A 20597-nucleotide genomic window follows, 5' to 3' on the forward strand; every position below is an offset into this window, starting at 1 on the left:
CGGATCAGCGGTAGTCGGCCAGCAGCCGCTGGATGATGTCGTCGAGCGAGACGCCCTCGGCACGGGCCGCAAAATTCAGCGCCATACGATGGCGGAGCACCGGCGGCGCCAGTTCGAGAACATCCTCGATCGAGGGCGAAAGCCGGCCGTCGAGCACCGCGCGGGCGCGGGCCGCGAGCATCAGCGCCTGACTGGCGCGCGGTCCCGGCCCCCAGGCCACATGGCGCTTCACTTCCTCCACCTCGGTGGTCTCGAGACGGCCGGAACGGACGATCCCGAGGATCGCCTCGACCACGCTCTCGCCGACCGGGATCTGGCGCAACAGCTTCTGCGCCTCGATCAACTCGGGGCCGCTCAGCACCGGCTCGACCTTCACATCCTCGCTGCCGGTGGTCGCGAGCAGCATGCGGCGCTCGGCGTCATGGTCGGGATAGCCGACATCGATCTGCAGCAGGAAGCGGTCGAGCTGAGCCTCGGGCAGCGGATAGGTACCTTCCTGTTCCAGCGGGTTCTGGGTCGCGAGCACCAGGAAAGGCGCGGGCAGCTCATAGGTATGGCCGCCGACCGAAACCGTCCGTTCCTGCATCGCCTGCAGCAGCGCCGACTGGGTGCGCGGGCTGGCGCGGTTGATTTCGTCCGCCATCAGGATCTGCGCGAAGACAGGTCCCTTCACGAAACGGAAATGCCGCCTGCCGTCGTCCGATTCCTCGAGGATTTCGGCGCCGATGATGTCGGCGGGCATCAGGTCCGGGGTACACTGGATGCGCTTGTCGTCGAGCCCGAGCACGATGCCGAGGGTTTCGACGAGACGCGTCTTGGCGAGACCGGGAACGCCGATCAGAAGGGCATGACCGCCGGCAAGAACCGTGGTCAGCGTCTGGTCGACGACGTCGCGCTGGCCGAAGATCACCGTCTCTACCTGCGCTCGCGCTTTCGCCATACGGGCGCCGAGGGCATCGATTTTTTCGACGGTCTCGGTTTCGAGCCGTTGATCGAGAGTGGAGGAATTGGTCATGGACTCTATACTTCCTTCTAATCACTGGCCCGCCGGAACTGGCCGGCGCACGCCGAAGAACTCATAGAAGCAGCCATTACCGATGACCGCATCGAACGCGTCTTCCGATCTCCCCCCGTCATCAGATCAGTTAGAGCGTATCGCAGCCGCAGCAACTGGCAAGCCGGAACCGCGCAAACAAATCGATATGGGGCATTACGGAATCCGCATCGATCGCGACGGCACCTGGTATCATCTTGGCACTCCTATCAATCGGCTCCCTCTAGTGAAGCTCTTCGCCACCGTCCTCCACCGGGACGACGACGGCGGCTATTCGCTCCGCACTCCGGTCGAGCGCGGCCGAATCACGGTTGACGATGCGCCTTTCACCATCGTCGCCGCATGGTACGACGAGACCGGCGCGGAGGACATGACAACTCGGAGACTCATGCTCCGCACAAACCTTGACCGCATTGTGGCCGCCGGACCGGAACACCAGATTCGCGTCGAGACCAATCCGGAAAGCGGCGAGCCGCGCCCCTATATCGATACCGGAAACGGGCTGGATGCACTGATCACAAGATCGGTATTCTACGATTTGGTCGATCAGGCGATAGCGATGGAGCGCGATGGCGAAACTGTGCTTGGTCTCTGGAGTGACGGTATTTTTCACGAGTTGGGGTCTATATGACCGGCATCTTTGACAGGGAGCGGTTGCGTGCGGCGCTGACGAGCGCCGCCCGGAACGGTGCCGGGCGCGGCGATCACGATCTCAATCCCGGCATGGAAGTGGCCGAGCGCCAGCGCCCTGCCGCAGTCCTGATCCCGGTGGTCGAACGCGAGGGCGGTCTGACGCTTCTCTTCACGAGGCGGTCGGACGATCTGCCGGTGCATCCGGGGCAAATCAGCTTTCCCGGCGGACGGGCCGAAACACAGGACAAAGGGCCGGCGGATACCGCGCTCCGGGAAACGGAAGAGGAGATCGGCGTGCACCGCCGGCATATCGAGGTTGTTGGCCAGCTCGATCTCTACCGCACCCGGACCGGTTTCGAGATCACGCCGGTCGTCGGCCTGCTGACCCCGCCGTTCGAGCTCAGGCCCGAGCCGGGCGAGGTGCAGGAGATTTTCGAGGTCCCGCTGCCGTTCTTTCTCGACCGCGCGAACCACCAGCGCCACAGCCGCGAATGGAACAACCAGACACGCAGCTTCTACGCCATGCCCTATGGCGACTATTATATCTGGGGCGCGACGGCCGGCATGCTGGTCAATTTCGTCGACGTCCTGTTGCCCCGCGTCGATGCCTGAACGCGGCATCTGAGTCCGGAATCCGTCTATGCGCCTTTCCCCGAAACCCTGGATGACGGCTCCCGAGACCCGCGCCGTCATGGAGGTCCTGAACCGGGACGGCGATATGGCGCGCTTCGTCGGCGGCTGCGTGCGCAGTGCCGTCCTCGATCTCCCGATCGCCGATGTCGACATCGCCACCCGCCACACGCCGGAAAAGGTGATGGAACTGCTCAATGAGGCCGGCATCCGCGTGGTTCCGACCGGGCTCGATCACGGCACGGTCACGGCCGTGGTCAATCACGAGCATTTCGAGATCACCACGCTCCGGCTCGATGTCGAGACCGACGGCCGCCGCGCCGTCGTGGCCTTTACAGAGGACTGGCGCGAGGACGCGGCGCGGCGCGACTTCACCATGAACGCGATGTTCCTGCGCCCGGACGGCAGTATCGACGATCCCTTCGGCGGGCACGGCGACGCGCTGGCCGGCAAGGTCCGCTTCGTCGGCGATCCGACAACGCGGATCCGCGAGGACGTGCTCCGGATCCTGCGCTTCTTCCGCTTTCACGCCTATTACGGCAAGGGCGAGGTCGATCCGGCCGGGCTCAGAGCCTGCCGCGAGAACGCGGGACTGATCGACAGCCTGTCCGGCGAGCGGATCCGGGTCGAGTTCCTCAAGCTTCTCTCGGCGCCGTCTCCTCTTCCGGTGCTCGACCTGATGGAAAGCGCGGGCGTGCTCCAGATCTTCCTGCCCGGCCCCTACGATCTGGAGGCGCTGTTGCGCCTGATTGAGATCGATGGCGAAGCGGCGGACCCGGTTCTTCGGCTCGCCGCCCTCGCGCCCGAACGGCACGGCCATGCTTTCCGCGCCTCAGAGCGCATGCGGTTCTCGAATGCCGAAGCGACCCGCTTCCATGCGCTTTCCAGCTCCGAAATCGACCCGGGTGCGGACTCGGTCCGGCCGGATATATACCGCCTCGGCAACGCGCTTTATGAGGACATGGTCCGCCTGCAGGTTGCCCGCGGCATGATCAGTTCCGCCAATGCCAAGGCCATGATCGAGGCGTCGGAGGCCTGGCCGAAACCGGACCTGCCGGTGCGCGGAGCAGACCTCATGGAAATGGGGCTTGCCCGAGGCCCGTCCGTCGGCGAGGCTCTCCGCCGCCTGGAAGCGTGGTGGATCGCACGGGACTTTGTTCCGGACCGGGACGCCTGCCTTGCCGAAACCCGCCGGATGATTGCCGAGGAAAAGATATGAGCGACAAGATTGCCCGAATCGCTGCGAAACTCCACGCGGCCTTCGAAAGCGGCGTGCCGATCGCCGACATCCCGGACGGGGACGCGCCTACAACGCAGCAGGAGGCTTTCGCGATCCAGGATGCCACCTTCGGCCTGCTCGGACGCACGCCCGGCGCCTGGAAGGTCGGCAGCAGCCCGGGCGCTGCGCCGACGGCCGCGCCGATCGCGGCATCGAAACTCTATCCCTCGGGCCAGGTGCTGCCGTCGGCGGCGCATCGCAATTTCGGCGTCGAGGCGGAGATCGCCTTTCGCCTCGGCCGGGATCTCCCGGCACGCGATGTCCCCTATACGGCGGAGGATCTGCGTGCGGCGGTCTCCAGCCTGATCGTCACTATGGAAATCGTGGAGTCGCGTCTCCGGGACTGGCCGAAAGTCGATCCGCTCTGGGCGCTGATGGACTTCCAGGCCAACGACTCTCTGGTGCTCGGTAGGGAAATGCCCGTGCCGGAAGCGCTCGATATCCCCAATCAGCCGGTCCGGGTCCTGTTCGACGGCAAGGTTGTCTTCGAGGATACCGGCAGCTTCAAGGGCGGCGATCCCTTCGCGCTCATGGCTTGGCTTGCCGATCACGCGCTGGAGCGCACCGGCTCCATGGCTGGACGCGGCCTCAAGGCAGGGGATGTGATCACGACCGGATCCTGGAACGGGGTCTCGTTCGCAGGCCCTGGCGTTGCCGCAAAGATCGAGTTTCCGGGACTTGGAGAGGCGGAAATGCGCTTCGCCTGAAGCGCGGCGGCTCAGACGACGATGCTGACGCCGCGTGCCGTGCCCGCAGTGGGGCGGCTGCTCAGGAACTGTAGGACCTCGGTCGTCCGGGTCAGGCGCTCATTGAAGATCTGGATCGAGCGCTCGTCCGGATCGATGTCGTAATTGGGGACTTCCAGCGGATCTCCGGTCAGGCGCTGATCCTCGCTGATGAGGTCTCCGACCCTGATCGAGTCCGGGCGGCCGTCCAGGGCAACTGACTCGGCGTTCTCGACGCCGTCCACCGGGACGAGGCGTGCCGCAATGTCGGTCGATTCCTCGTCGCCCTGGAGTCCGAGCCTGATCTCGTCGCTTGCGCCATCCTCGCCCTGCTGCATCTCGCGAAGCCGAGTCGGATCGGCGAACGCGCGGGGCGCTTCCTCGTCACTCCCGGCTTGCACCTGTTGCTCCGGGCCCGCCGCGGGTTGAGACGGCGTTCCGGCTTCCTGAGCTTGGGAGAGATTGGCTGGATTTACGATTGGCTGAGGCGGCTGTGACGAAGTCTGCTGCCCCCGTTCGTCCGTCGGGGCTTGCGCCTGGTCTTCGCGCGTCTGCGTAAAGCGCTCGTTGCCGACCGGCTGCAGCTCTCTCGTACGCGCATCCGCACCGAAAGACGCAACAGGTCCTTCAGGCGAAATCGTCGTCGGAAATAAAAGCGCTCCGGATATCGACATCACTCATGCCACACAAAACACGCCCTCCGGCGACCTCTTCACCGGACGGTAAATAAGAAGTTAATGCAAACTTATCCGAATCCCAACTGAAATAGGAGTATCACTTGGTGCCTTAGAGACCGTCCGGGGCAGGCCAAATCACCTGTGGCGGCATGCTCATCAGGATCGCTTCGACGTTTCCGCCGGTTTTCAGCCCGAAGAGCGTGCCCCGGTCGTAGAGCAGATTGAACTCCACGTAGCGCCCGCGGCGCACCAGCTGATGGTGTCGCTCTTCCTCGGTCCAGTCCTCGTTCATGCGCCGCCGCGCGATCTGCGGATAGGTCTCGAGAAAGGCGGTGCCGACGTCACGGGTGAAAGCGAAGTCCTTTTCGAAATCGCCGTCGACATAATCGTAGAAGATCCCGCCGACACCGCGCGGCTCGTTGCGGTGCTTCAGGAAGAAATACTCGTCGCACCACTCCTTGAATTTCGGATAGTAGGCCGGATCGTGCCTGTCGCAGGCCGCCTTGAAACCGGCATGGAAAGCGTCCGTGTCGACCTGTTCCGGAACCATCGGCGTCAGGTCCGCGCCGCCGCCGAACCAGGATTTCGTCGTGGTGATGTGCCGTGTGTTCATGTGCACGGCGGGCACTTTCGGCGATTGCATGTGCGCGACCAGCGAGATCCCGGAGGCCCAGAAGCGCGGATCCTCGTCTGCGCCCGGGATGGATTTCCTGAACTCTTCCGAGAAAGTGCCGTGGACGGTCGAGACATTCACCCCGACCTTCTCGAAGACCCGGCCCTGCATCAACGACATCACGCCGCCGCCGCCGCCCTCGCGCTCCCAGCTCTTGCGCTTGAAACGGCCGGCGGGCCTGTCCTTCAACGGGCCTTCGTAGTCGTCTTCCATCTTCTCGAACGCCGCGCAGATCCGGTCACGCAGGGCTTCGAACCACGCGCGGGCTTCGTTTTTCTGATCGTCGGTCGAGATATACATGGGCCTATCCGGTATGGGCGCGCTATGCGGGACATCTGTCCCCTGCGCCCGGTTTAGCCGGAAGCCCGGAGTGCTGTCGAGTGCCGGAAGAGCTTAGAGCTCGAGAATGCCGCTCCCCGGAAAGACCTTGCTCCCGGTGACGTCCTTGGCCTTGGAAAGCGCGCGGACGGTCTCGGCGTCGAGCGTGCCGCCGCGGAACAGGGTCTCGATCTCCTGCAGCGGACGCAGGTCGCCCTTGCGGAAAGCCGCCAGCGCGTCATTGACGAGACGCAGCCGCTCCAGGGCCTTTTCGATTGCGGCGGACTGCGCCTTGTTGGGCGCGGTCTGGGCTTCCTTGTCATCGATGGTGAACAGGCCGCTGACAATGCCGGACTGTTTCTGCGTCTCGGTAAGAGACAGCTTCTTGCCTTCGAAAGACAGGAGTTCGACATCGCCGGCGGCAACCTTGCCATCCCGGACCAGGCCGACCTCGATCGAGAGCTGGGAAATGCTGGAAAAGACGCCGCCTTCGCCGTCGGCCGAGCGAAATTGCTGGCTGACGCTCGAAATTCGGATCTGGATCCCGCTCACGGTCGGATCTTCGAGGGCCTTCTGCGTAAGGTCTTTCAGGCTGTCGAGCGCTTCCGTCAGAAACGCCTCGGAGTCGCCGCGCTTGTTGAGGGCGCCGAAGATCGTGCCAAGTTCGTCGCCGAGAAGTTCCGAGAGACCGCTCTGCGTTCGGGTGCCGGAGGTGACGGAAGCGGAGAAGGCGACCGGGCCGGCTGTGCGGAACGTGGGCAGGGGCGCGGATTTCTCGCCGCGTGCAGTATCGGAGGTGCCGACGGTGCGGGGCTCCGGCGGAGTGGGTCGGAACAGAGACGATATTGAGGATATGGATGTCATCGGAACGGCTCCATTCTGGACCCTATGCTCACCCGGGGCGGCTTGCCCCAAACCGGTATTGTACCGGAACCAACCGACAATTTAACTCAGCTTGCAGTAAGAGTCACGCGAGACGGCGCACCACGTCTTCGGGGTTGGGCGTGTCTTCCCCCTCTTTGGAGGGGCCGTCTGCCGCCGCGGCCGGTTTCCCTGGCGGAACGGGGGCCCGTTCCGGTGCCGGATCCGGCGCCGGTGCTTCGGCTGCGTCAATGTCGCCCACGATCAGCGCTGGCTCCGGCGCAACCGGTTCGGAGAACGCTTCCGGCGGCAGGCTGACGAGGGTCGAGACCCGGGGCGGCTGTTTCCAGGACAGGCTGGCGAAGTGCCCGCAATTGCCGCAGGACACGGTCCAGACCTCGGCGGTGGCGCCGCAGTCGGAACAGGTCCAGGCAGGATCGGGCGCAGCGGCGCCGGCGCGCTCAAGCAGGGCGCGGGCTTCGCTCGCATTGCCGCGTTCGGCCTGAGCCAGATAAGCCAGCAAACGGAAGACCGCGGCCCGTCGCTCCGGCACCGGCACGGCGTCCAGCGCCGTCCGGGCCTCGCCCCAGAGCTCTGCCGCGACCGCCGCCTCGGCAAGCGCGACCCGCCCGGTGGTGGTTTCCGTCCCGGTGCCGACGAGTTTCTGGATATGCTTGAAGCGCTGAGCCGGTGAATCTTCCGGCCAGAGATCCGCATAAAGTTTCGCGAAGCTCGGATGCGGCGCCTGTTGCCAGGCATCTTCCAGCAGTTTCTGCGCCTTCTTGATCCGCCCCTTGGAGGTCTCGGCCGCGGCCACGATCTTCACCGCCGGAGCGAATGCCGGCTCGACCTTGAGGGCGCGCTGCGCGAAATCGGCGGCCTCGCCAAGCTGGCCTTCAGCTTCCTTAAGGCGCGCGCGCTCCATGTCGATGGCGACGCGGTAGCGTTTGGCTTCACTTTCCGGAATGAGATCGCGGCGTACCGCATCGAAAAGGGTCTTCTGCGCCTCGTCCCAATCTTCCGCCTCGGTTTCGAGCGTGAAGAGGGTGCGGGCGGCAAAGGCGGAGTCCGGCCGCAGGTTCCGGGCCTTCCGGGCCAGCGGGAGCGCGGTTTCCCGGTCTTCCGAATCAAGGGCCTGGCGCAGCTTGCCGATAAGGCCGACAAACTTGGTCTCGGGGCTTTCCGTCAGCTCGTCGAAATAGCGGCCCGCGGCATCGCTGTCGCCGCCGAGCGCCGCCGCCTGGGCGGACAGCAGGCGGGTCTTGGCGGGATCATCAAGCAGTCTTTCCGCCCGGCGCGCCTGCTTGCGGGCCTCTTCGGCGTCTCCCGCCGCGATCGCGGCCATGCCGAGGCTGAGCGCGTTCACCCCGTCGTCCCGGCGGCGCGCCGCGCGTCGGTCCAGAAATCCGCCGGGTAGACCGAGCAGACCACGCACCAGACGATAGGCGATAAGCAGCAGGTAGAGTGCGCCCAGCAGAACCAGCAGGGCGACGCCGAAATAGGTATCGATCCGGTAGCCGAGCCACTCAACGGTGAGCCGTCCCGGATTATCGGCAAGCTGGATCGAGGCGAAGACCAGCGCGCCGACGAGGATGAAAAATCCGAAGATCCTGAACATGGCGCTATCCAGCCTTCGCGACGGAGGAAAGCGCGGCGCCACGGAGCTTCGAGACCGCGTCGTCGACCGTGAGGCGGGCCTTCGCCGCAGCGATCCAGTCAGCTGCGCGATCCGCGGGCGGACCGCTGAGTTCCTCGAGCGCAGAAAGGGCGCCGGAGAGATCGCCGGCATCCAGCGCGGTTTCGGCGCGCACCAGAATGGCATCGACGCTGGGGCCATCGGCGACGTCCGTGCGGCGCACCGTCACCAGAGCGGCCATCGTATTCAGGGTCTTGCCGACAAGGCCCTCGTCGCTTCCCGCAATTTTCGCCTGCGTCACGGCCTTCGCCATGCCGTCGAAGCGTTCCGTAAGCGCGGCGATCGTCTGCACCCCGCCGCTGTGACCTTCGAGAGTCTCGACTGCCGCCATGACTGCCGGGTCTCCGTCGGTGGTCAGATCCTTTACGGCGCCAAGCTGACCGGCGAAAGACGCGGAGGTGACAGTCACGGCTTCCAACTGGCCGACCGCGAGCAGCAGCAGCCCGGCCCGCTCCCGTTCGGGCGCGCGCTTTTCAGCAAGCTGGCGGACCGCGGAGAGTTCGGCTTCGAGGCTGGCAATACGTTCTCCGGCGCCGCTCTCGGCCGTTTCGATGCGGCTGGCCACGGCATTGAGGTCTGACGGGGAAACTTTCTCCTGCGCTTCCAGGACGACGATCCGCTCGCGCAATGCGCCGATGGTACCGAGCAGCGCTTCGTTGACTGCGGAACCGCCTCCGCCGGCGCTATCGACGGCGACGGCCTGCCGTGCCGCGAGTTCGTCGATCCGGGCCTGCAGGGCCTCGATCTGGGCTTTCAGTCCGTCTTCCGCTTCGGACGGCCCCTCGGAGCCGGCCGTGAGGGCGCCGACGGCGTTAGACGCCTCGCCCGCGGCCTGCGCCGCTGCGTCGGCGGCGGCCCGGGCCGCCTGCAGGTCCTGCGTCAGAGTTGCGACCTCTGCCTCGAGTGCGACCACGCGGTCGGCAAGTATCGTCAACGGATCCGCTTCCGCCACCGGTTGCTCCGCCCCGGCGGCAGGTTCCGCGGTCTGTTGCGGCGCCGGTTCGCCCGGCGTCCCGCGCAGGAAGGCGATGGCATTCTCGACGACGGCGTAAAAGCTGTTCTGCGGCACTTCGGGCACGGTAACCGGAAGACCGTTTTCCTCGACGAATTCCTCGGCATGGTTCTGCCAGAGCGGGTAGAGCGCCGCTGCGACGCCGCCGGAGAGAAGCAGTAGGACAACAAGAATCCCGATCACCTTCGTCCGCGAGGAGAACACCGCTTTCGGTGTGAGGTTCTCGGCCGGCTCGGCATCGATCACCGTCGCATCCTCTACGTCTTTCAACGTCTCCACGGCCTCCTTGTCGGAGAGTCCGCCGGTATCGCTCTTTGGATCGCTCATCGCCTCAGGTCTTTCCAGTTCCACGACACGGGTCGCGTTGCATCCCGTTCAGGCTCCGCTGCCATCGAAGCATCTAGGCGCAGCGGAATCAGCAAATTTTTTTCAGTCGTCTTTGTTACATAGGGCGGTCAACAGCCCGAGTAAGTCCATCTTTGTCGGCCGCTCCGCGACCCGGACCGCGCTCCACGGAAGCGCTGCGACGCTCCCGGCCACGGCCTCGCTGAGACAGAAAGCCGTCATCCCCTCACAGCATGCCGTGAGGTCCGCGTTCCCGACAAGGGAGACGAAGCTGCGGCCGGTTTTCGGCGAAAAGAACAGCACGCCGTCCAGCGTCCCGTCGCGCAGCGCGGTCTCGGCTTCTCGCGGAAGTCCGGTTGCGGGCACGCTTCTGTAAGCGACGATGCGTCGCAGATCGAATCCGCGCGCCCGTAGCGTCCCTTCAACGTCCCCGGCGACCTCCTCGGCACAGACAAAAGCGAGCGGGCCTCCATCCGGTTCCATCCGCCGGCCAATCAACTCGACAAGCGCCGCCGCATCGCCGGCCGCGCTTTCCACGGTCTCGAATCCCCGCTGGCGAAGGCGTTCGGCCGTGGCATCGCCCACCGCGTAAACCGGAACGGAGCGCTCCTGGGTGTAGCGGACCAGCGCTTCGGCGCCGTTGCGGCTGGTTACGATGAATGCAGCGGGCCGGAGCGCGGGATCCGGTTTCGGGTCGAGGAAGGTGCAGGACAGCATCGGGGCGAGCACGCTTTCGATTCCCACAGCGGCCAGGTCTTCCGCCAGGGCCCGTGCATCCTCAACCGCTCGCGTGATGAGGACGCGCACGACGGTCAGACCTTGTAGCCGGGGCCTGCCTGCGCGATCAGATCCTCGCCGACGAGTTCCCCAAGCGTCTCGGGGGCGTCTGCCGGTCCGGTCGCCTCGGCGGACCAGAGCGCGGAGCCGTCGAGCGCGGCAAGCTGGCCGCGCAGGCGGAGCATGCCGCCGCCGATCAGTTCCGCAAGTCCGGCGATCGGTGTGCGGCACGACCCGTCGAGGCGTGCAAGCATGGCCCGTTCGGCCTTGACCCGCGTCTCGCTCTCGGCGTCATTGATCCCGCGGGCCCAGTCGAAGATCCGCTTGTCGCCCGGCGTATTTCCGATCCGGCACTGGATGCCGATCGCGCCCTGGGACACCGCCGGGAGCATTTCTTCCGGTTCCAGAACCCGGGTCGCGCGGTCGCCGAGGCCAAGACGGGAGAGGCCGGCGATCGCCAGAAGTGTCGCGTCGCACTCGCCTTCGGCCAGCTTGCGCAGCCGTGTCTCGACATTGCCGCGGAAAAGGACGGTCTTGAAATCCGGCCGCCTGCTGAGGAGCTGTGCCGCCCGGCGCACGGATGCGGTGCCGATCACCGCGCCTTCGGGAAGGTCCTCGATACGCTCCGCCTTGAACGAGATCAGCGCATCGCGAGGGTCCTCACGGGGCAGGATCGCGGCGAGTTCGGTGCCTTCGGTCAGGAAGGTCTCGACATCCTTCAGGGAATGCACGGCGATGTCGATCCGGCACTCCAGAAGAGCTGCCTCGATCTCCTTCATGAACAGGCCTTTGCCGCCGATTTCGGCCAGCGCGCGGTCCTGTACCCGGTCGCCGGTGGTCTTGATCTCGACAATCTCGACCGCACCCTCAGGCGCCAGTTCCGGGAAGGTTTCACCAAGCCGGCGCTTGGTCTCGTAGGCCTGGGCGAGCGCGAGTTTGGAGCCGCGCGTGCCGAGGCGGATCAGAGCGTTTGCTTTCGACTGGTCTTCCATGGGCGGACTGTGTAGACCGGAGCGCATGGCATTGGAAGAGCAAAGAGAAATTGGCGGGAACCCGCTGGTGCTCGGGATCGAGACCAGCTGCGACGAGACCGCGGCTGCCGTCGTCGACGGCTCCGGGCGGATCCATGCCAATGTGGTCTTCACGCAGATCGAGGATCATGCGCCTTTCGGCGGCGTGGTCCCGGAGATCGCCGCGCGTGCCCATCTCGACCATCTCCGTCCGGTGATTGACCGCGCGCTCAAGGAGGCCGGTATCGGCTTCGACGCGCTCGACGCGGTCGCCGCGACCGGCGGGCCCGGGCTGATCGGCGGCGTGCTGGTCGGCACCATGACGGCGAAGGCCATCGCGATGGCGCGCGGTATTCCTTATCTCGCGGTCAATCATCTCGAAGCTCATGCGCTGACCGCCCGGCTGACCGACCATGTGCCCTTTCCCTACCTACTGCTCCTCGTTTCCGGCGGTCATTGCCAGCTCATCGCCGTCGAGGGGCTTGGAAAGTACCGCCGTCTCGGGACGACGATCGACGATGCGGTCGGCGAGGCCTTCGACAAGACCGCGAAGCTGCTCGGCATGGGCTATCCCGGCGGTCCCGAGCTCGAGAAAGCCGCGGAGACGGGCAACCTGGACCGCTTCGAGCTTCCGCGGCCGATGGTCGGCAAGCCAGGCTGCGACTTTTCCTTCTCCGGTCTGAAGACGGCGGTCCGGCAGAAGGTCTCTGCGCTTGGCGACCCATCTGAGCAGGACATCGCGGACATTGCCGCCGCGTTCCAGCACGCGGTTGCCGCAAGCCTCGTAAATCGTTGCCGCAACGCGATCCAGGTGTTTTCCGAAACGCACGGGGGCGGACATGCGCTGGTTGTCGCCGGCGGGGTCGCCGCGAACAAACATCTCCGCGCCGCCCTCTCGGAACTGGCGATGAAGAGCGGGATGGAATTCGTCGCGCCGCCGATCGGGCTCTGCACAGACAACGCTGCCATGGTCGCCTGGGCCGGGATCGAACGGCTGCGTGCCGGAGAAAGCGACCCGCTCAGTTTCGCGCCGCGCCCGCGCTGGCCGCTCGATCCGGGTGCGCCGAAGGCGATCGGCGCCGGAGTGAAGGCATGAAAATCGAGCGGATTGCCGTGCTCGGCGCCGGTGCCTGGGGTACCGCGCTCGCACTTGCGGCGTACAGAGCCGGCCGCGAGGTCACGCTCTGGGCTCGCCGGGCCGAACAGGCGGAGGAAATGCAGCGCCTCCGCGAAAACCGGGTCTACCTTCCGGGGGTCCGTCTGTCTGACCAGATCTCGGTTACGAGCGATCCTGCGACCGCAATCGACGGCGCAGACGCCCTGCTTCTGGTCGTCCCGGCACAGCATATGCGGGCCGCTCTCGCGGAATTCTCGATTCCAGCCGGTGTCCCGCTGATCTCCGCCGCCAAGGGGATCGAGAACGGCACCGACAAGACCATGAGCCAGGTCCTCGCGGAGCTGCTGCCGGACAATCCGGTCGCCGTTCTCTCCGGACCGAGTTTCGCCGGTGAGGCCGCCGTGGGCAAGCCGACCGCTGTCACCCTCGCTGCTGCCGACAAGACATTGGCCCTGAAACTGGGAGAGGCCTTTGGCTCCGGCACTTTCCGGCCCTATGCCTCGACCGATCTCATCGGCGCCGAGGTCGGCGGCGCGGTGAAGAACGTGCTCGCCATCGCCGCCGGGATCGTCTCCGGTATGGAACTCGGAGAGAATGCCCGCGCCGCGCTGATCACCCGAGGCCTTGCCGAAGCGACCCGCTTTGCCGTCGCTCTGGGCGGCAGGCCGGAAACGCTGATGGGGCTCTCGGGGCTCGGCGACCTGGTGCTGACCTGCTCGAGTACGAGTTCGCGCAATTTCACCCTTGGCACAAGACTCGGCAAAGGCGAGGCGCTGGAGGAAATTCTCGGCGCCAGCCCGTCTGTCGTCGAGGGCGTGTTCACCGCCGCCGCCCTGCACCGCCGGGCCCGTGTCCTCTGCGTGGAAATGCCAATCGCAGAGGGCGTGGATGCGGTCTTGAACCGGGGCATCGATCCCGGCACGGTGGTGAAAGAGCTTCTCTCCCGGCCGATCGGCTGGGAGTTCGCGGACGCGGGACCGTCCGCTTCCTGACCTGCAAGGAGACTGATCAGATGGCCTACTGGTTGTTCAAATCCGAGCCGAATACCTGGTCCTGGGATGATCAGGTCAAGAAAGGCGCGGTGGGCGAAGGCTGGGACGGGGTGCGGAACTACCAGGCCTCGAACAACATGAAGGCCATGAAGATCGGCGATCTCGGCTTCTTCTACCACTCGGTCAACGAGAAGCAGATCGTGGGCATTGTCGAAGTGATCGAGGAATACCACCCGGACCCGACCGACGCGAAAGGCCGCTTCGGGATGGTGACCATCAAGGCGGTGAAGCCGGTCGAGAAACCGGTGACCCTGGCGGACATCAAGGCGGACCCGCGGCTGGAGGATTTTGGCCTGGTGCGGCAGTCCCGGCTCTCCGTCGTCCCGGTCACGGCGGAGCAGTGGAAACTGATCCTCTCCATGGCCGGAACCAAGCTCTAGAGATCTAGGCTTCCTCTTCGTCCACCTCGGACGGCTCTACGATCCGCACCTCAGCCACGTCTTCCGGCCCGGCGCCCCTGGCGAACCGGGCCTTGTAGACGCTGACCCAGATCGTGATCGCGACGGTGCCGACCAGCGTCGGCCCGAGCCAGCGGACAAGCGGCGGCAACATGTCCATGTTGGTGACCATGAACGCCGTGACCGACGCGATGGTGCCGCCGAGCATGCGGATCATATGGGTGAAGAACCATCGCGTTGGCCCGACGCTCGCGGACCGGAACCGGCGCAGATCCAACAAGGCCATCAGCGCGCCGATGCTGCCGAGAATCATCAGAACCGGCGCCAGGTCCGTGTACCAGTAGACGGCCCCGTAGGCCGAGAGTCCGGAACAGGCGATCAGCGTGAACTGGGCCGCTCCCTTGTCGAGCGCACCGGCTCGGAAGCGCAGATCGGCCGATTTCGTCGGTTGCTTCAGGTAGAGCGCCCGGTAGCCGCTCAGCACCATGTAGTAGCTGAAGATCGCGACTGTCAGCTGGAAGAGGTCATTCGTACGCAGACTCAGCATCACTGCGCTGGCGAAAACGACGGTCATCGCCAGAACGAAGAACCGGCCCGCGAAACGGTGCACGCGCCGTCCTTTCGGCGCTGCGATGGCGATCGCCGCGGCGCCGAGCGACACGGCGCCGGCGGCGATATGCGCATTCAGGAGAAAAGGTTCGGGATCGTCCATGCGGTCAGTGTCGCATTCCGCCGCCGACGCGGGAAGCGGTCAGGCCGGCACCAGTCCGGAAACCGCGGAAAATCCGAGATCCGAGGCGGCATAACGCACCTTACCCTCGACCATGGCCGCCTCGACGCGCGGCAGGCCGGCCTCGCTGTCGTCGACCACGATGAGGTCCGCGCGCTTGCCGGCGGCAATGGTGCCACGGTCCGGGAGGTTGCCGACACGGGCCGGACCCGCCGAAACCAGGGACCACGCCTTTCCGAGCGGCAAGACTCCGTCCGCGACAAGCTTGAAGGCGGCATGGAACTGGGCCGGGTAATAATAGTCCGAGATCAGGTAGTCGCAGAGGCCTTCCTCGATGACGTCGCGCGCGGAGACATTGCCCGAGGCGCTGCCGCCGCGCAGCACGTTTGGCGCTCCCATGCCGACCGGGTTGCCGAGCGCACCCGCGGCCCGGGCTGTTTCCATGTTTACCGGGAACTCGGCGACCTCCGCTCCGAGGGCATTGTATTTTTCCCGCATCTCCGGTGTGTCGTCGTCGTGAGAACCGGTCGGAACGCCGGCACGTCGGGCGACTTCGGCGATCGCCCGGACATTCTCCTCGGCCTCGGCTTCACGGGCCCGTCGCGCTTTCAGCTCGGCGCGGAACTCGTCGAAGCTCATGCCGATGATATGCGACCAGCGCTGCATGCGCTCCGGGTTGACGCGCAGCGCTTCCTCGTACTGCGGCAAGTGATCGTTGAACACCATCATCGCGACCCGTCCCGCCTCGATCCATTTCCGCGCGCGCTCCTGTTCTTCCATGGCGAAGATCTCGAAGCGGAGATGGAAGCGCAGGTCAGCGCCGAAGCGGCGCCGGCCGCGTTCGATGGCATCGAGGATCCGCTCCGCCGTCGCGCCGCTGCGCAGCCGGCCTTCCCAGCTGACACCCTGGGCGAGAAGCGCCGTCGTGATGCCGGAGGCGAGGATGGCACGATCCGCATCCATCAGGGCGATATCGATCGGGAACTCGGTGCCGGCGCGCGGCGCAAGGCTCCGCTCGAAACCGTCGCCATGCAGGTCGATGATGCCGGGAAGCAGCAGCCGTCCCCTGAGGTCGATCGTTCTCGCGCGCCCGGTGCCGCCGCCGATGGCCTGGATCGTTCCGCCTTCGATCAGCAGTTCGGTTTTCTCGATGGCGCCGCTTTCAAGAAGTACACGGGCATTGGTGAGGGAAACGGACATGGAACCTCGGGAGAACTGAACGTCGAAAAGAGGGAAGGTGTCCCCTGAAATGGTTGCAGCAATATGACAGACGGTAAATTACCGGCCGTTCAGTCGTCTCCGGCCTGGTCCTTGGCTGCCGCCAGCGCGACCCGTTTCTCGCGGTGGATCAGGTGCAGGTTGCGGAGATAGACCACGAGGCCGGTGGACTGGCCGACGATGAAGACCGGATCCTTCCTCCAGATCGCATAGACCAACATCATCAGACCGCCGGCCGCGCTGAAGTACCAGAAGGCCACCGGCACCACGCTCTTGCGGCCGATCTCGCTCTTCACCCACTGCACGATGAACCGCGCGGCGAACAGGGCCTGGGCGACGAATCCGAAGGTCAACATGACCATCTCTTCGATAGAGAGGTCGAAAAACGAGTCGAGGTTCACGTGTCGATTTCTTTCGCTTCGAGGCGTCCCGGACTGCGGCGCAGCAGCCATGCCACGCCCAGAAGATCGGGGATGCCGACCAGCGCCCGGCCAAGATTAGAATATTTCGACTGGCCGTGCTGGCGGTGGCGATGGTTTACCGGAACCACATGCACCACGCAATTCTCCCGTTTCGCAAGCGCCGGCAGGAAGCGGTGCATGTGATCGAAATAGGGAAAGCGCAGGAAGGTTTCGCGGGCATAGAGCTTCAGCGAACAGCCGGTGTCCGGATTGTCGTCCTTGAGAAGGAAGCGCCTCAGTTTGTTCGCATATTTCGACGCCCAGCGCTTCGAGGCGGTGTCGCGGCGGTTGACCCTGTGCCCGGTGACCATCACCGGCTGGCTGCCCGTAGCGGCCTCGCGGTACTTTTCAAGCAGCTTCGGGATGTCGGCCGGGTCGTTCTGCCCGTCACCGTCCAGCGTGGCCACCAGTTCGCCGTGCGCCGCGAGAACTCCGTTCCTGAGGCCCGCGCTCTGACCGCAGGTCCGGTTGTGCCGTATGATCCGGAGGTGAGGGCGCGTTGCCTTAAGCTCCTTCAGGATCCCCGGCGTCCGGTCGGTGCTGGCATCGTCGATATAGAGAATCTCGAAAGCGCAGACGCCTTCAAGCGCCGCCTCGATCTCCGAGATCAGAGGAGCCAGGTTGTCGGCCTCGTTCAGAACCGGAACGATGACGGAAAGCAATGGTGCTCCCGAGGTTCCAGAGGAGGGACTGGAAGAGTTGGAATGCGTCACGTCTGGCCTTTCGACCTTGTCTGATCTGCGGTTCATAGGACTTAGGTGTGTCGCGATCAACCGCCAATAGGAGACGGAAGCAGCGGGTTAAAGCGCTGGCCGTACGGCGAAGTCTTGGTCTCGACGGAATTGTCTGTCTTCGCGGCCTGTGTCCGGCCCTCTGTGAAACGGGCTTCCGAGCGGTCTTGCGATGTGATCGTGGACAGGAGAGCTGGAGGCGAAACAAGAGCGCCGCGCATTCGATGATGAAGTGAAAGCGCGCAGGGTTAATTGCCGAACGACAGACTCTCTCGCGCCCTGTAGCCTCGATTTGCCAATGACCGATGCGCGGCGTATCCACATTGGGAGTGACGCCGCAAACTCAGCCTTACGAAAGCGACTTCACGGGAGAGCGAGATTTATGGAACGGGCGAAGCGGTCTGACGGAGAAAGTACTCGTCTTACAGCGGCAGATGTCTTCTCCGAAGAGAACATGACCGCTCTGCTCGAAACGGTCGGACCGCATATCCAGGACGGAAGCCGCGCTCTCGCTTACATATTTCCGCTTCCCGGCCGCATCGGCCATCTGGTGCTCGAGCCACTCGCGCTCATGAACCTTTACGGTGAGTCCCATGCCCCGATCGTGGTGATCACCCACGACGCCCGGCTTCACAAACACAGTACAGGCGTCCGGCGATTGCTCGAGCCGCATATGACCATCGCTCAAACGATGAAGCGCAAGCTGATCTCGCTCGGCCATGTCGACGCGGGGGCCGTCGAGATCGGGCCCATGACCTGGCTGCTGTCAACGCACGATGCTCTGCAACGCGACCTTGTCCTGGCTCTCGAGAGCGGCAAGCCCCTGCGTTATCTCACCGCTCCGGAGGATCTGCTGGCAGAAGGCCGGGATTTGATTCGATCCATGGGATACGAGGACGACAAGCCGTCCGTCGTCCTGCATGTCAGGGACGAGCAGTTTCTTCCGCAATTCACACACAATTTCTTCCGGGCGGCGCGGGTTGCCGACTATATGCCGGCGATCGATTACCTGCTCTCGAAAGGCTACCGGATCTTTCGGCTGGGCGATCCGAGTTCCGTCGCCGTGACGCATCCAAGTCGCGACTTTGTCGACCTGCCCCACCATCCGAATTATCGCGATATCCTCGATGTTTACTGCATCGCCACCGCCCGTTTCTCGATCACATGTTCGTCCGGTCCGGAAGCGATCGTCCGGGCGATGAACCGGCCGATGGTTATGGTCAACGGGTATGCGCAATACGATCAATGGATGAACCCGGGTGATCTGCTTCTCTTCAAGACCTACCGCGACAAGGCCACCGGAAGACCGCTCTCCTATGACGAAATCCTCGCGCGAGATCTGTTCCTCGAGAACACTGTCGCCGGGTTCGAGAATCAGGGGGTCTTGCTTGAGGATAACCGCCCCGAGGAGGTGCTGGACGCGGTTATGGAAATGGAAGCCCGTTTGAATGGCGCTTTTGTGCCCGAGAGCAGCCTGGAGGACCGCTTCGCTGAACTCTCGGTGCGGCATCTGGACAGGTTCCGCAGGAACCTTCCGGAGCGGGGGCCGGGGGACTTCGCGCGCATTGAAACCTATGCCTATGCTTTGCCCTGGACGCGCTATTGCCAGTCGTTTCTCGAGAAGAACGCTTGGTTCCTTAATTCGTAGGGATGACGGGGCCTTGCTGTTGCCTGTGAGCCGGCATGGACCTAAGACTTTTCTAGGAATTAGGGCCGGAAAGGTAGGGACATGATGAGAATCGCACTGATCGCAGCCGGGATTTTGCTTGCCGCCCAGCAGCCCGCGGGCGCCGTGTTCCCGGAGACCGATAGCGCTGTCGAGCGCCCGCCGATCTGGGCCGCCGGAGTCAAGGCGATCGAGGACGGGGAATACGCCAAGGGTCTCGAGATCATGCGCTCCTTCGTCGAGGAAGACCCGAAAGACGCCGATTCCTGGTCGCTGGTCGGCTTCAGCCTGCGCAAGCTGAAACGTTACGTCGATAGCGAGCACGCCTACCAGCAGGCGCTCGACATCAACCCGAAGCACCTCGCTGCAAATGCCTATGCCGGAGCGCTTTATCTCGAAACCGGCCGCGTGCTGGATGCGGACAAGCGACTCGCCGTGCTTGATGAGCTCTGCAAGGAGGGCAAGGGGTGCGAGGACCGGGAAAAACTGGCCGGGATGATCGAGAGCTTCCGGAAAACCGGCAAGGTGAGCGAGGACTGGTAAGGCCGTTCAGGGCCCTTCGATCCCGAGATCCCAGTCGGGTTCGCCGCGGAACTTGCGGCTGAGGAAGTCAACGAACACCCGGACCTTGAGTGGCAGGTTCCGCGCGTGGGGATACATCGCGTAGAGACCGAACTCCGCAGGCTCGAAACCGCAGAGGATCGGTTTCAGCCGTCCGGCGCGCACGCTGTCCGCGCAGATGAAGGTCGGGATCTGCGCGATGCCGCCCCCGCTCTCCGCCATGGTGAGGATCGCGTCCCCGTTGTTCGCCAGCGCCCTTGGCGCGATGCGGGCATGCTGGGTCCGGTCCCCGACCCTGAAATTCCAGGACATGCCCTCGTTGAGGTAGCTGTAGGCGAGATGCTCGTGCCCGGCGAGTTCGTCCGGATGTTTCGGCTCGCCCCGCTTCTTCAGGTAGTCCGGCGCGGCCACGGTGATGACTCGGACGGGGCAGAGCTTGCGGGCGATCAGCGAGGAATCGGCGAGGTCACCGATCCTGAGCGCGACGTCATAGCCTTCCTCGACCAGATCGACACGGCGATCGTTCAGCACCAGCTCGACGGAGAGGTCCGGATAGTCGAACAGGAAGCCCGGCAGCAGCTTCGCGAGCTGGACCCGCCCGAAGGAGACCCCGGCACTGACCCTGAGCAGCCCGCTCGGGTTCGATTGCAGCGAGCCGGCCTCGCGTTCGGCCGCATCGACCTCGGCGACGATCCGCTGACAGCGCTCGTAGAGCAGGGTGCCCGATTCTGTCAGGCTGAAGCGGCGCGTCGTGCGGTTGAGCAGCCGGGTGCCGAGATGATCCTCCAGCGCGCTCACCTGCTTCGAGACCGAGGACTTCGAGATTCCGAGGCTCGCCGCGGCCTTCGAGAATCCCCCCTCCTCGACGACCTTTGCAAACACCACCAGTCCGGTCAGGTTCTCCAGCATGTTTTCCCCGGGATGATTATTGTTTCCGCCACGAAACAGAGCGGTTCAATCTAGCCGGATTGTC

Annotated in this window: 22 protein-coding genes; 9 read left to right on the forward strand and 13 right to left on the reverse strand. The window is 64.7% G+C overall.

What is annotated here, in order from left to right:
• Nucleotides 1-4 precede the first annotated feature (4 nt).
• Entirely contained in the window at nt 5-940 is a 936-nt protein-coding gene (locus JJ959_RS13090; RefSeq protein WP_292884344.1) for a MoxR family ATPase, read from the reverse strand.
• Between the two features lie 157 nt (nt 941-1097).
• Between JJ959_RS13090 and JJ959_RS13095 the strand changes: the two genes are divergently transcribed.
• Genes JJ959_RS13095 through JJ959_RS13110 form a run of 4 tightly spaced genes read left to right on the forward strand, consistent with a single transcriptional unit; the run spans nt 1098 to nt 4303 of the window.
• The gene (locus JJ959_RS13095; protein WP_292884240.1) at nt 1098-1685 is read left to right on the forward strand and encodes a DUF1285 domain-containing protein; all 588 of its coding nucleotides are present in this window, start codon (nt 1098-1100) and stop codon (nt 1683-1685) included.
• A complete protein-coding gene (locus JJ959_RS13100) occupies nt 1682-2299 on the forward strand; it encodes a CoA pyrophosphatase (RefSeq protein ID WP_292884242.1) in 618 nt (205 codons plus the stop codon). Before JJ959_RS13095 ends, JJ959_RS13100 begins: the two co-directional genes overlap by 4 nt.
• A gap of 28 nt (nt 2300-2327) precedes the next feature.
• On the forward strand, nt 2328-3536 hold the full coding sequence (locus JJ959_RS13105; protein WP_292884244.1) for a CCA tRNA nucleotidyltransferase: 1209 nt from the start codon (nt 2328-2330) through the stop codon (nt 3534-3536).
• Complete coding sequence (locus tag JJ959_RS13110; RefSeq protein ID WP_292884246.1) at nt 3533-4303, forward strand: fumarylacetoacetate hydrolase family protein; 771 nt, start codon at nt 3533-3535, stop codon at nt 4301-4303. Before JJ959_RS13105 ends, JJ959_RS13110 begins: the two co-directional genes overlap by 4 nt.
• An 11-nt stretch (nt 4304-4314) precedes the next feature.
• Here JJ959_RS13110 and JJ959_RS13115 read toward each other — a convergent pair whose 3' ends face one another.
• The 7 genes from JJ959_RS13115 to hemC form a co-directional block, all read right to left on the reverse strand.
• Nucleotides 4315-4722, reverse strand: a complete 408-nt coding sequence (locus JJ959_RS13115; RefSeq protein ID WP_292884248.1) for a hypothetical protein — start codon at nt 4720-4722, stop codon at nt 4315-4317.
• 385 nt (nt 4723-5107) lie between these two features.
• Entirely contained in the window at nt 5108-5971 is an 864-nt protein-coding gene (gene hemF, locus JJ959_RS13120; RefSeq protein ID WP_292884250.1) for an oxygen-dependent coproporphyrinogen oxidase, read from the reverse strand.
• Nucleotides 5972-6064: 93 nt separating this feature from the next.
• Nucleotides 6065-6853, reverse strand: a complete 789-nt coding sequence (locus tag JJ959_RS13125) for a hypothetical protein (protein WP_292884251.1) — start codon at nt 6851-6853, stop codon at nt 6065-6067.
• A gap of 103 nt (nt 6854-6956) precedes the next feature.
• Entirely contained in the window at nt 6957-8468 is a 1512-nt protein-coding gene (locus tag JJ959_RS13130) for a heme biosynthesis HemY N-terminal domain-containing protein (RefSeq protein ID WP_292884252.1), read from the reverse strand.
• A gap of 4 nt (nt 8469-8472) precedes the next feature.
• Nucleotides 8473-9885 carry a mitofilin family membrane protein gene (locus tag JJ959_RS13135; RefSeq protein WP_292884254.1) on the reverse strand — a complete coding sequence of 471 codons (1413 nt, stop codon included), beginning with the start codon at nt 9883-9885 and terminating at the stop codon, nt 8473-8475.
• A gap of 102 nt (nt 9886-9987) precedes the next feature.
• The gene (locus JJ959_RS13140) at nt 9988-10710 is read right to left on the reverse strand and encodes a uroporphyrinogen-III synthase (protein WP_292884256.1); all 723 of its coding nucleotides are present in this window, start codon (nt 10708-10710) and stop codon (nt 9988-9990) included.
• A 5-nt stretch (nt 10711-10715) separates the two neighbouring features.
• Nucleotides 10716-11672, reverse strand: coding sequence for a hydroxymethylbilane synthase (gene hemC, locus JJ959_RS13145; RefSeq protein WP_292884258.1), 957 nt, complete (start codon nt 11670-11672; stop codon nt 10716-10718).
• 31 nt (nt 11673-11703) lie between these two features.
• Here hemC and tsaD point away from each other — a divergent pair, with 31 nt between their 5' ends.
• From tsaD to JJ959_RS13160, 3 genes are read left to right on the forward strand one after another with little or no spacing between them, the layout of a single operon-like run.
• Nucleotides 11704-12786, forward strand: a complete 1083-nt coding sequence (gene tsaD, locus JJ959_RS13150) for a tRNA (adenosine(37)-N6)-threonylcarbamoyltransferase complex transferase subunit TsaD (RefSeq protein ID WP_292884260.1) — start codon at nt 11704-11706, stop codon at nt 12784-12786.
• Nucleotides 12783-13799 (forward strand): NAD(P)H-dependent glycerol-3-phosphate dehydrogenase, encoded by a 1017-nt coding sequence (locus JJ959_RS13155; protein WP_292884262.1) that lies wholly within the window; start codon nt 12783-12785, stop codon nt 13797-13799. Before tsaD ends, JJ959_RS13155 begins: the two co-directional genes overlap by 4 nt.
• A gap of 20 nt (nt 13800-13819) precedes the next feature.
• Entirely contained in the window at nt 13820-14239 is a 420-nt protein-coding gene (locus JJ959_RS13160; protein ID WP_292884264.1) for an EVE domain-containing protein, read from the forward strand.
• Nucleotides 14240-14243: 4 nt separating this feature from the next.
• Here the strand turns inward: JJ959_RS13160 and JJ959_RS13165 are convergent, their stop codons facing one another.
• The 4 genes from JJ959_RS13165 to JJ959_RS13180 form a co-directional block, all read right to left on the reverse strand.
• Nucleotides 14244-14969 (reverse strand): hypothetical protein, encoded by a 726-nt coding sequence (locus JJ959_RS13165; protein ID WP_292884266.1) that lies wholly within the window; start codon nt 14967-14969, stop codon nt 14244-14246.
• 39 nt (nt 14970-15008) lie between these two features.
• A complete protein-coding gene (locus JJ959_RS13170; protein ID WP_292884268.1) occupies nt 15009-16187 on the reverse strand; it encodes an alpha-D-ribose 1-methylphosphonate 5-triphosphate diphosphatase in 1179 nt (392 codons plus the stop codon).
• 89 nt (nt 16188-16276) lie between these two features.
• The gene (locus JJ959_RS13175) at nt 16277-16561 is read right to left on the reverse strand and encodes a lipid-A-disaccharide synthase N-terminal domain-containing protein (RefSeq protein WP_292884270.1); all 285 of its coding nucleotides are present in this window, start codon (nt 16559-16561) and stop codon (nt 16277-16279) included.
• 41 nt (nt 16562-16602) lie between these two features.
• Nucleotides 16603-17328, reverse strand: a complete 726-nt coding sequence (locus JJ959_RS13180; RefSeq protein WP_292884272.1) for a glycosyltransferase family 2 protein — start codon at nt 17326-17328, stop codon at nt 16603-16605.
• A gap of 523 nt (nt 17329-17851) precedes the next feature.
• Here JJ959_RS13180 and JJ959_RS13185 point away from each other — a divergent pair.
• Together JJ959_RS13185 and JJ959_RS13190 are read left to right on the forward strand one after the other, a co-directional pair.
• A complete protein-coding gene (locus JJ959_RS13185) occupies nt 17852-19045 on the forward strand; it encodes a TIGR04372 family glycosyltransferase (RefSeq protein ID WP_292884274.1) in 1194 nt (397 codons plus the stop codon).
• A gap of 81 nt (nt 19046-19126) precedes the next feature.
• On the forward strand, nt 19127-19606 hold the full coding sequence (locus JJ959_RS13190; protein WP_292884276.1) for a tetratricopeptide repeat protein: 480 nt from the start codon (nt 19127-19129) through the stop codon (nt 19604-19606).
• A gap of 6 nt (nt 19607-19612) precedes the next feature.
• Here the strand turns inward: JJ959_RS13190 and JJ959_RS13195 are convergent, their stop codons facing one another.
• Nucleotides 19613-20533 (reverse strand): LysR family transcriptional regulator, encoded by a 921-nt coding sequence (locus tag JJ959_RS13195; protein WP_292884278.1) that lies wholly within the window; start codon nt 20531-20533, stop codon nt 19613-19615.
• Nucleotides 20534-20597 lie beyond the last annotated feature (64 nt).

Source organism: Nisaea sp. (genome assembly GCF_017640745.1).
In the GTDB taxonomy this organism is placed as follows: Bacteria; Pseudomonadota; Alphaproteobacteria; order Thalassobaculales; family Thalassobaculaceae; genus Nisaea.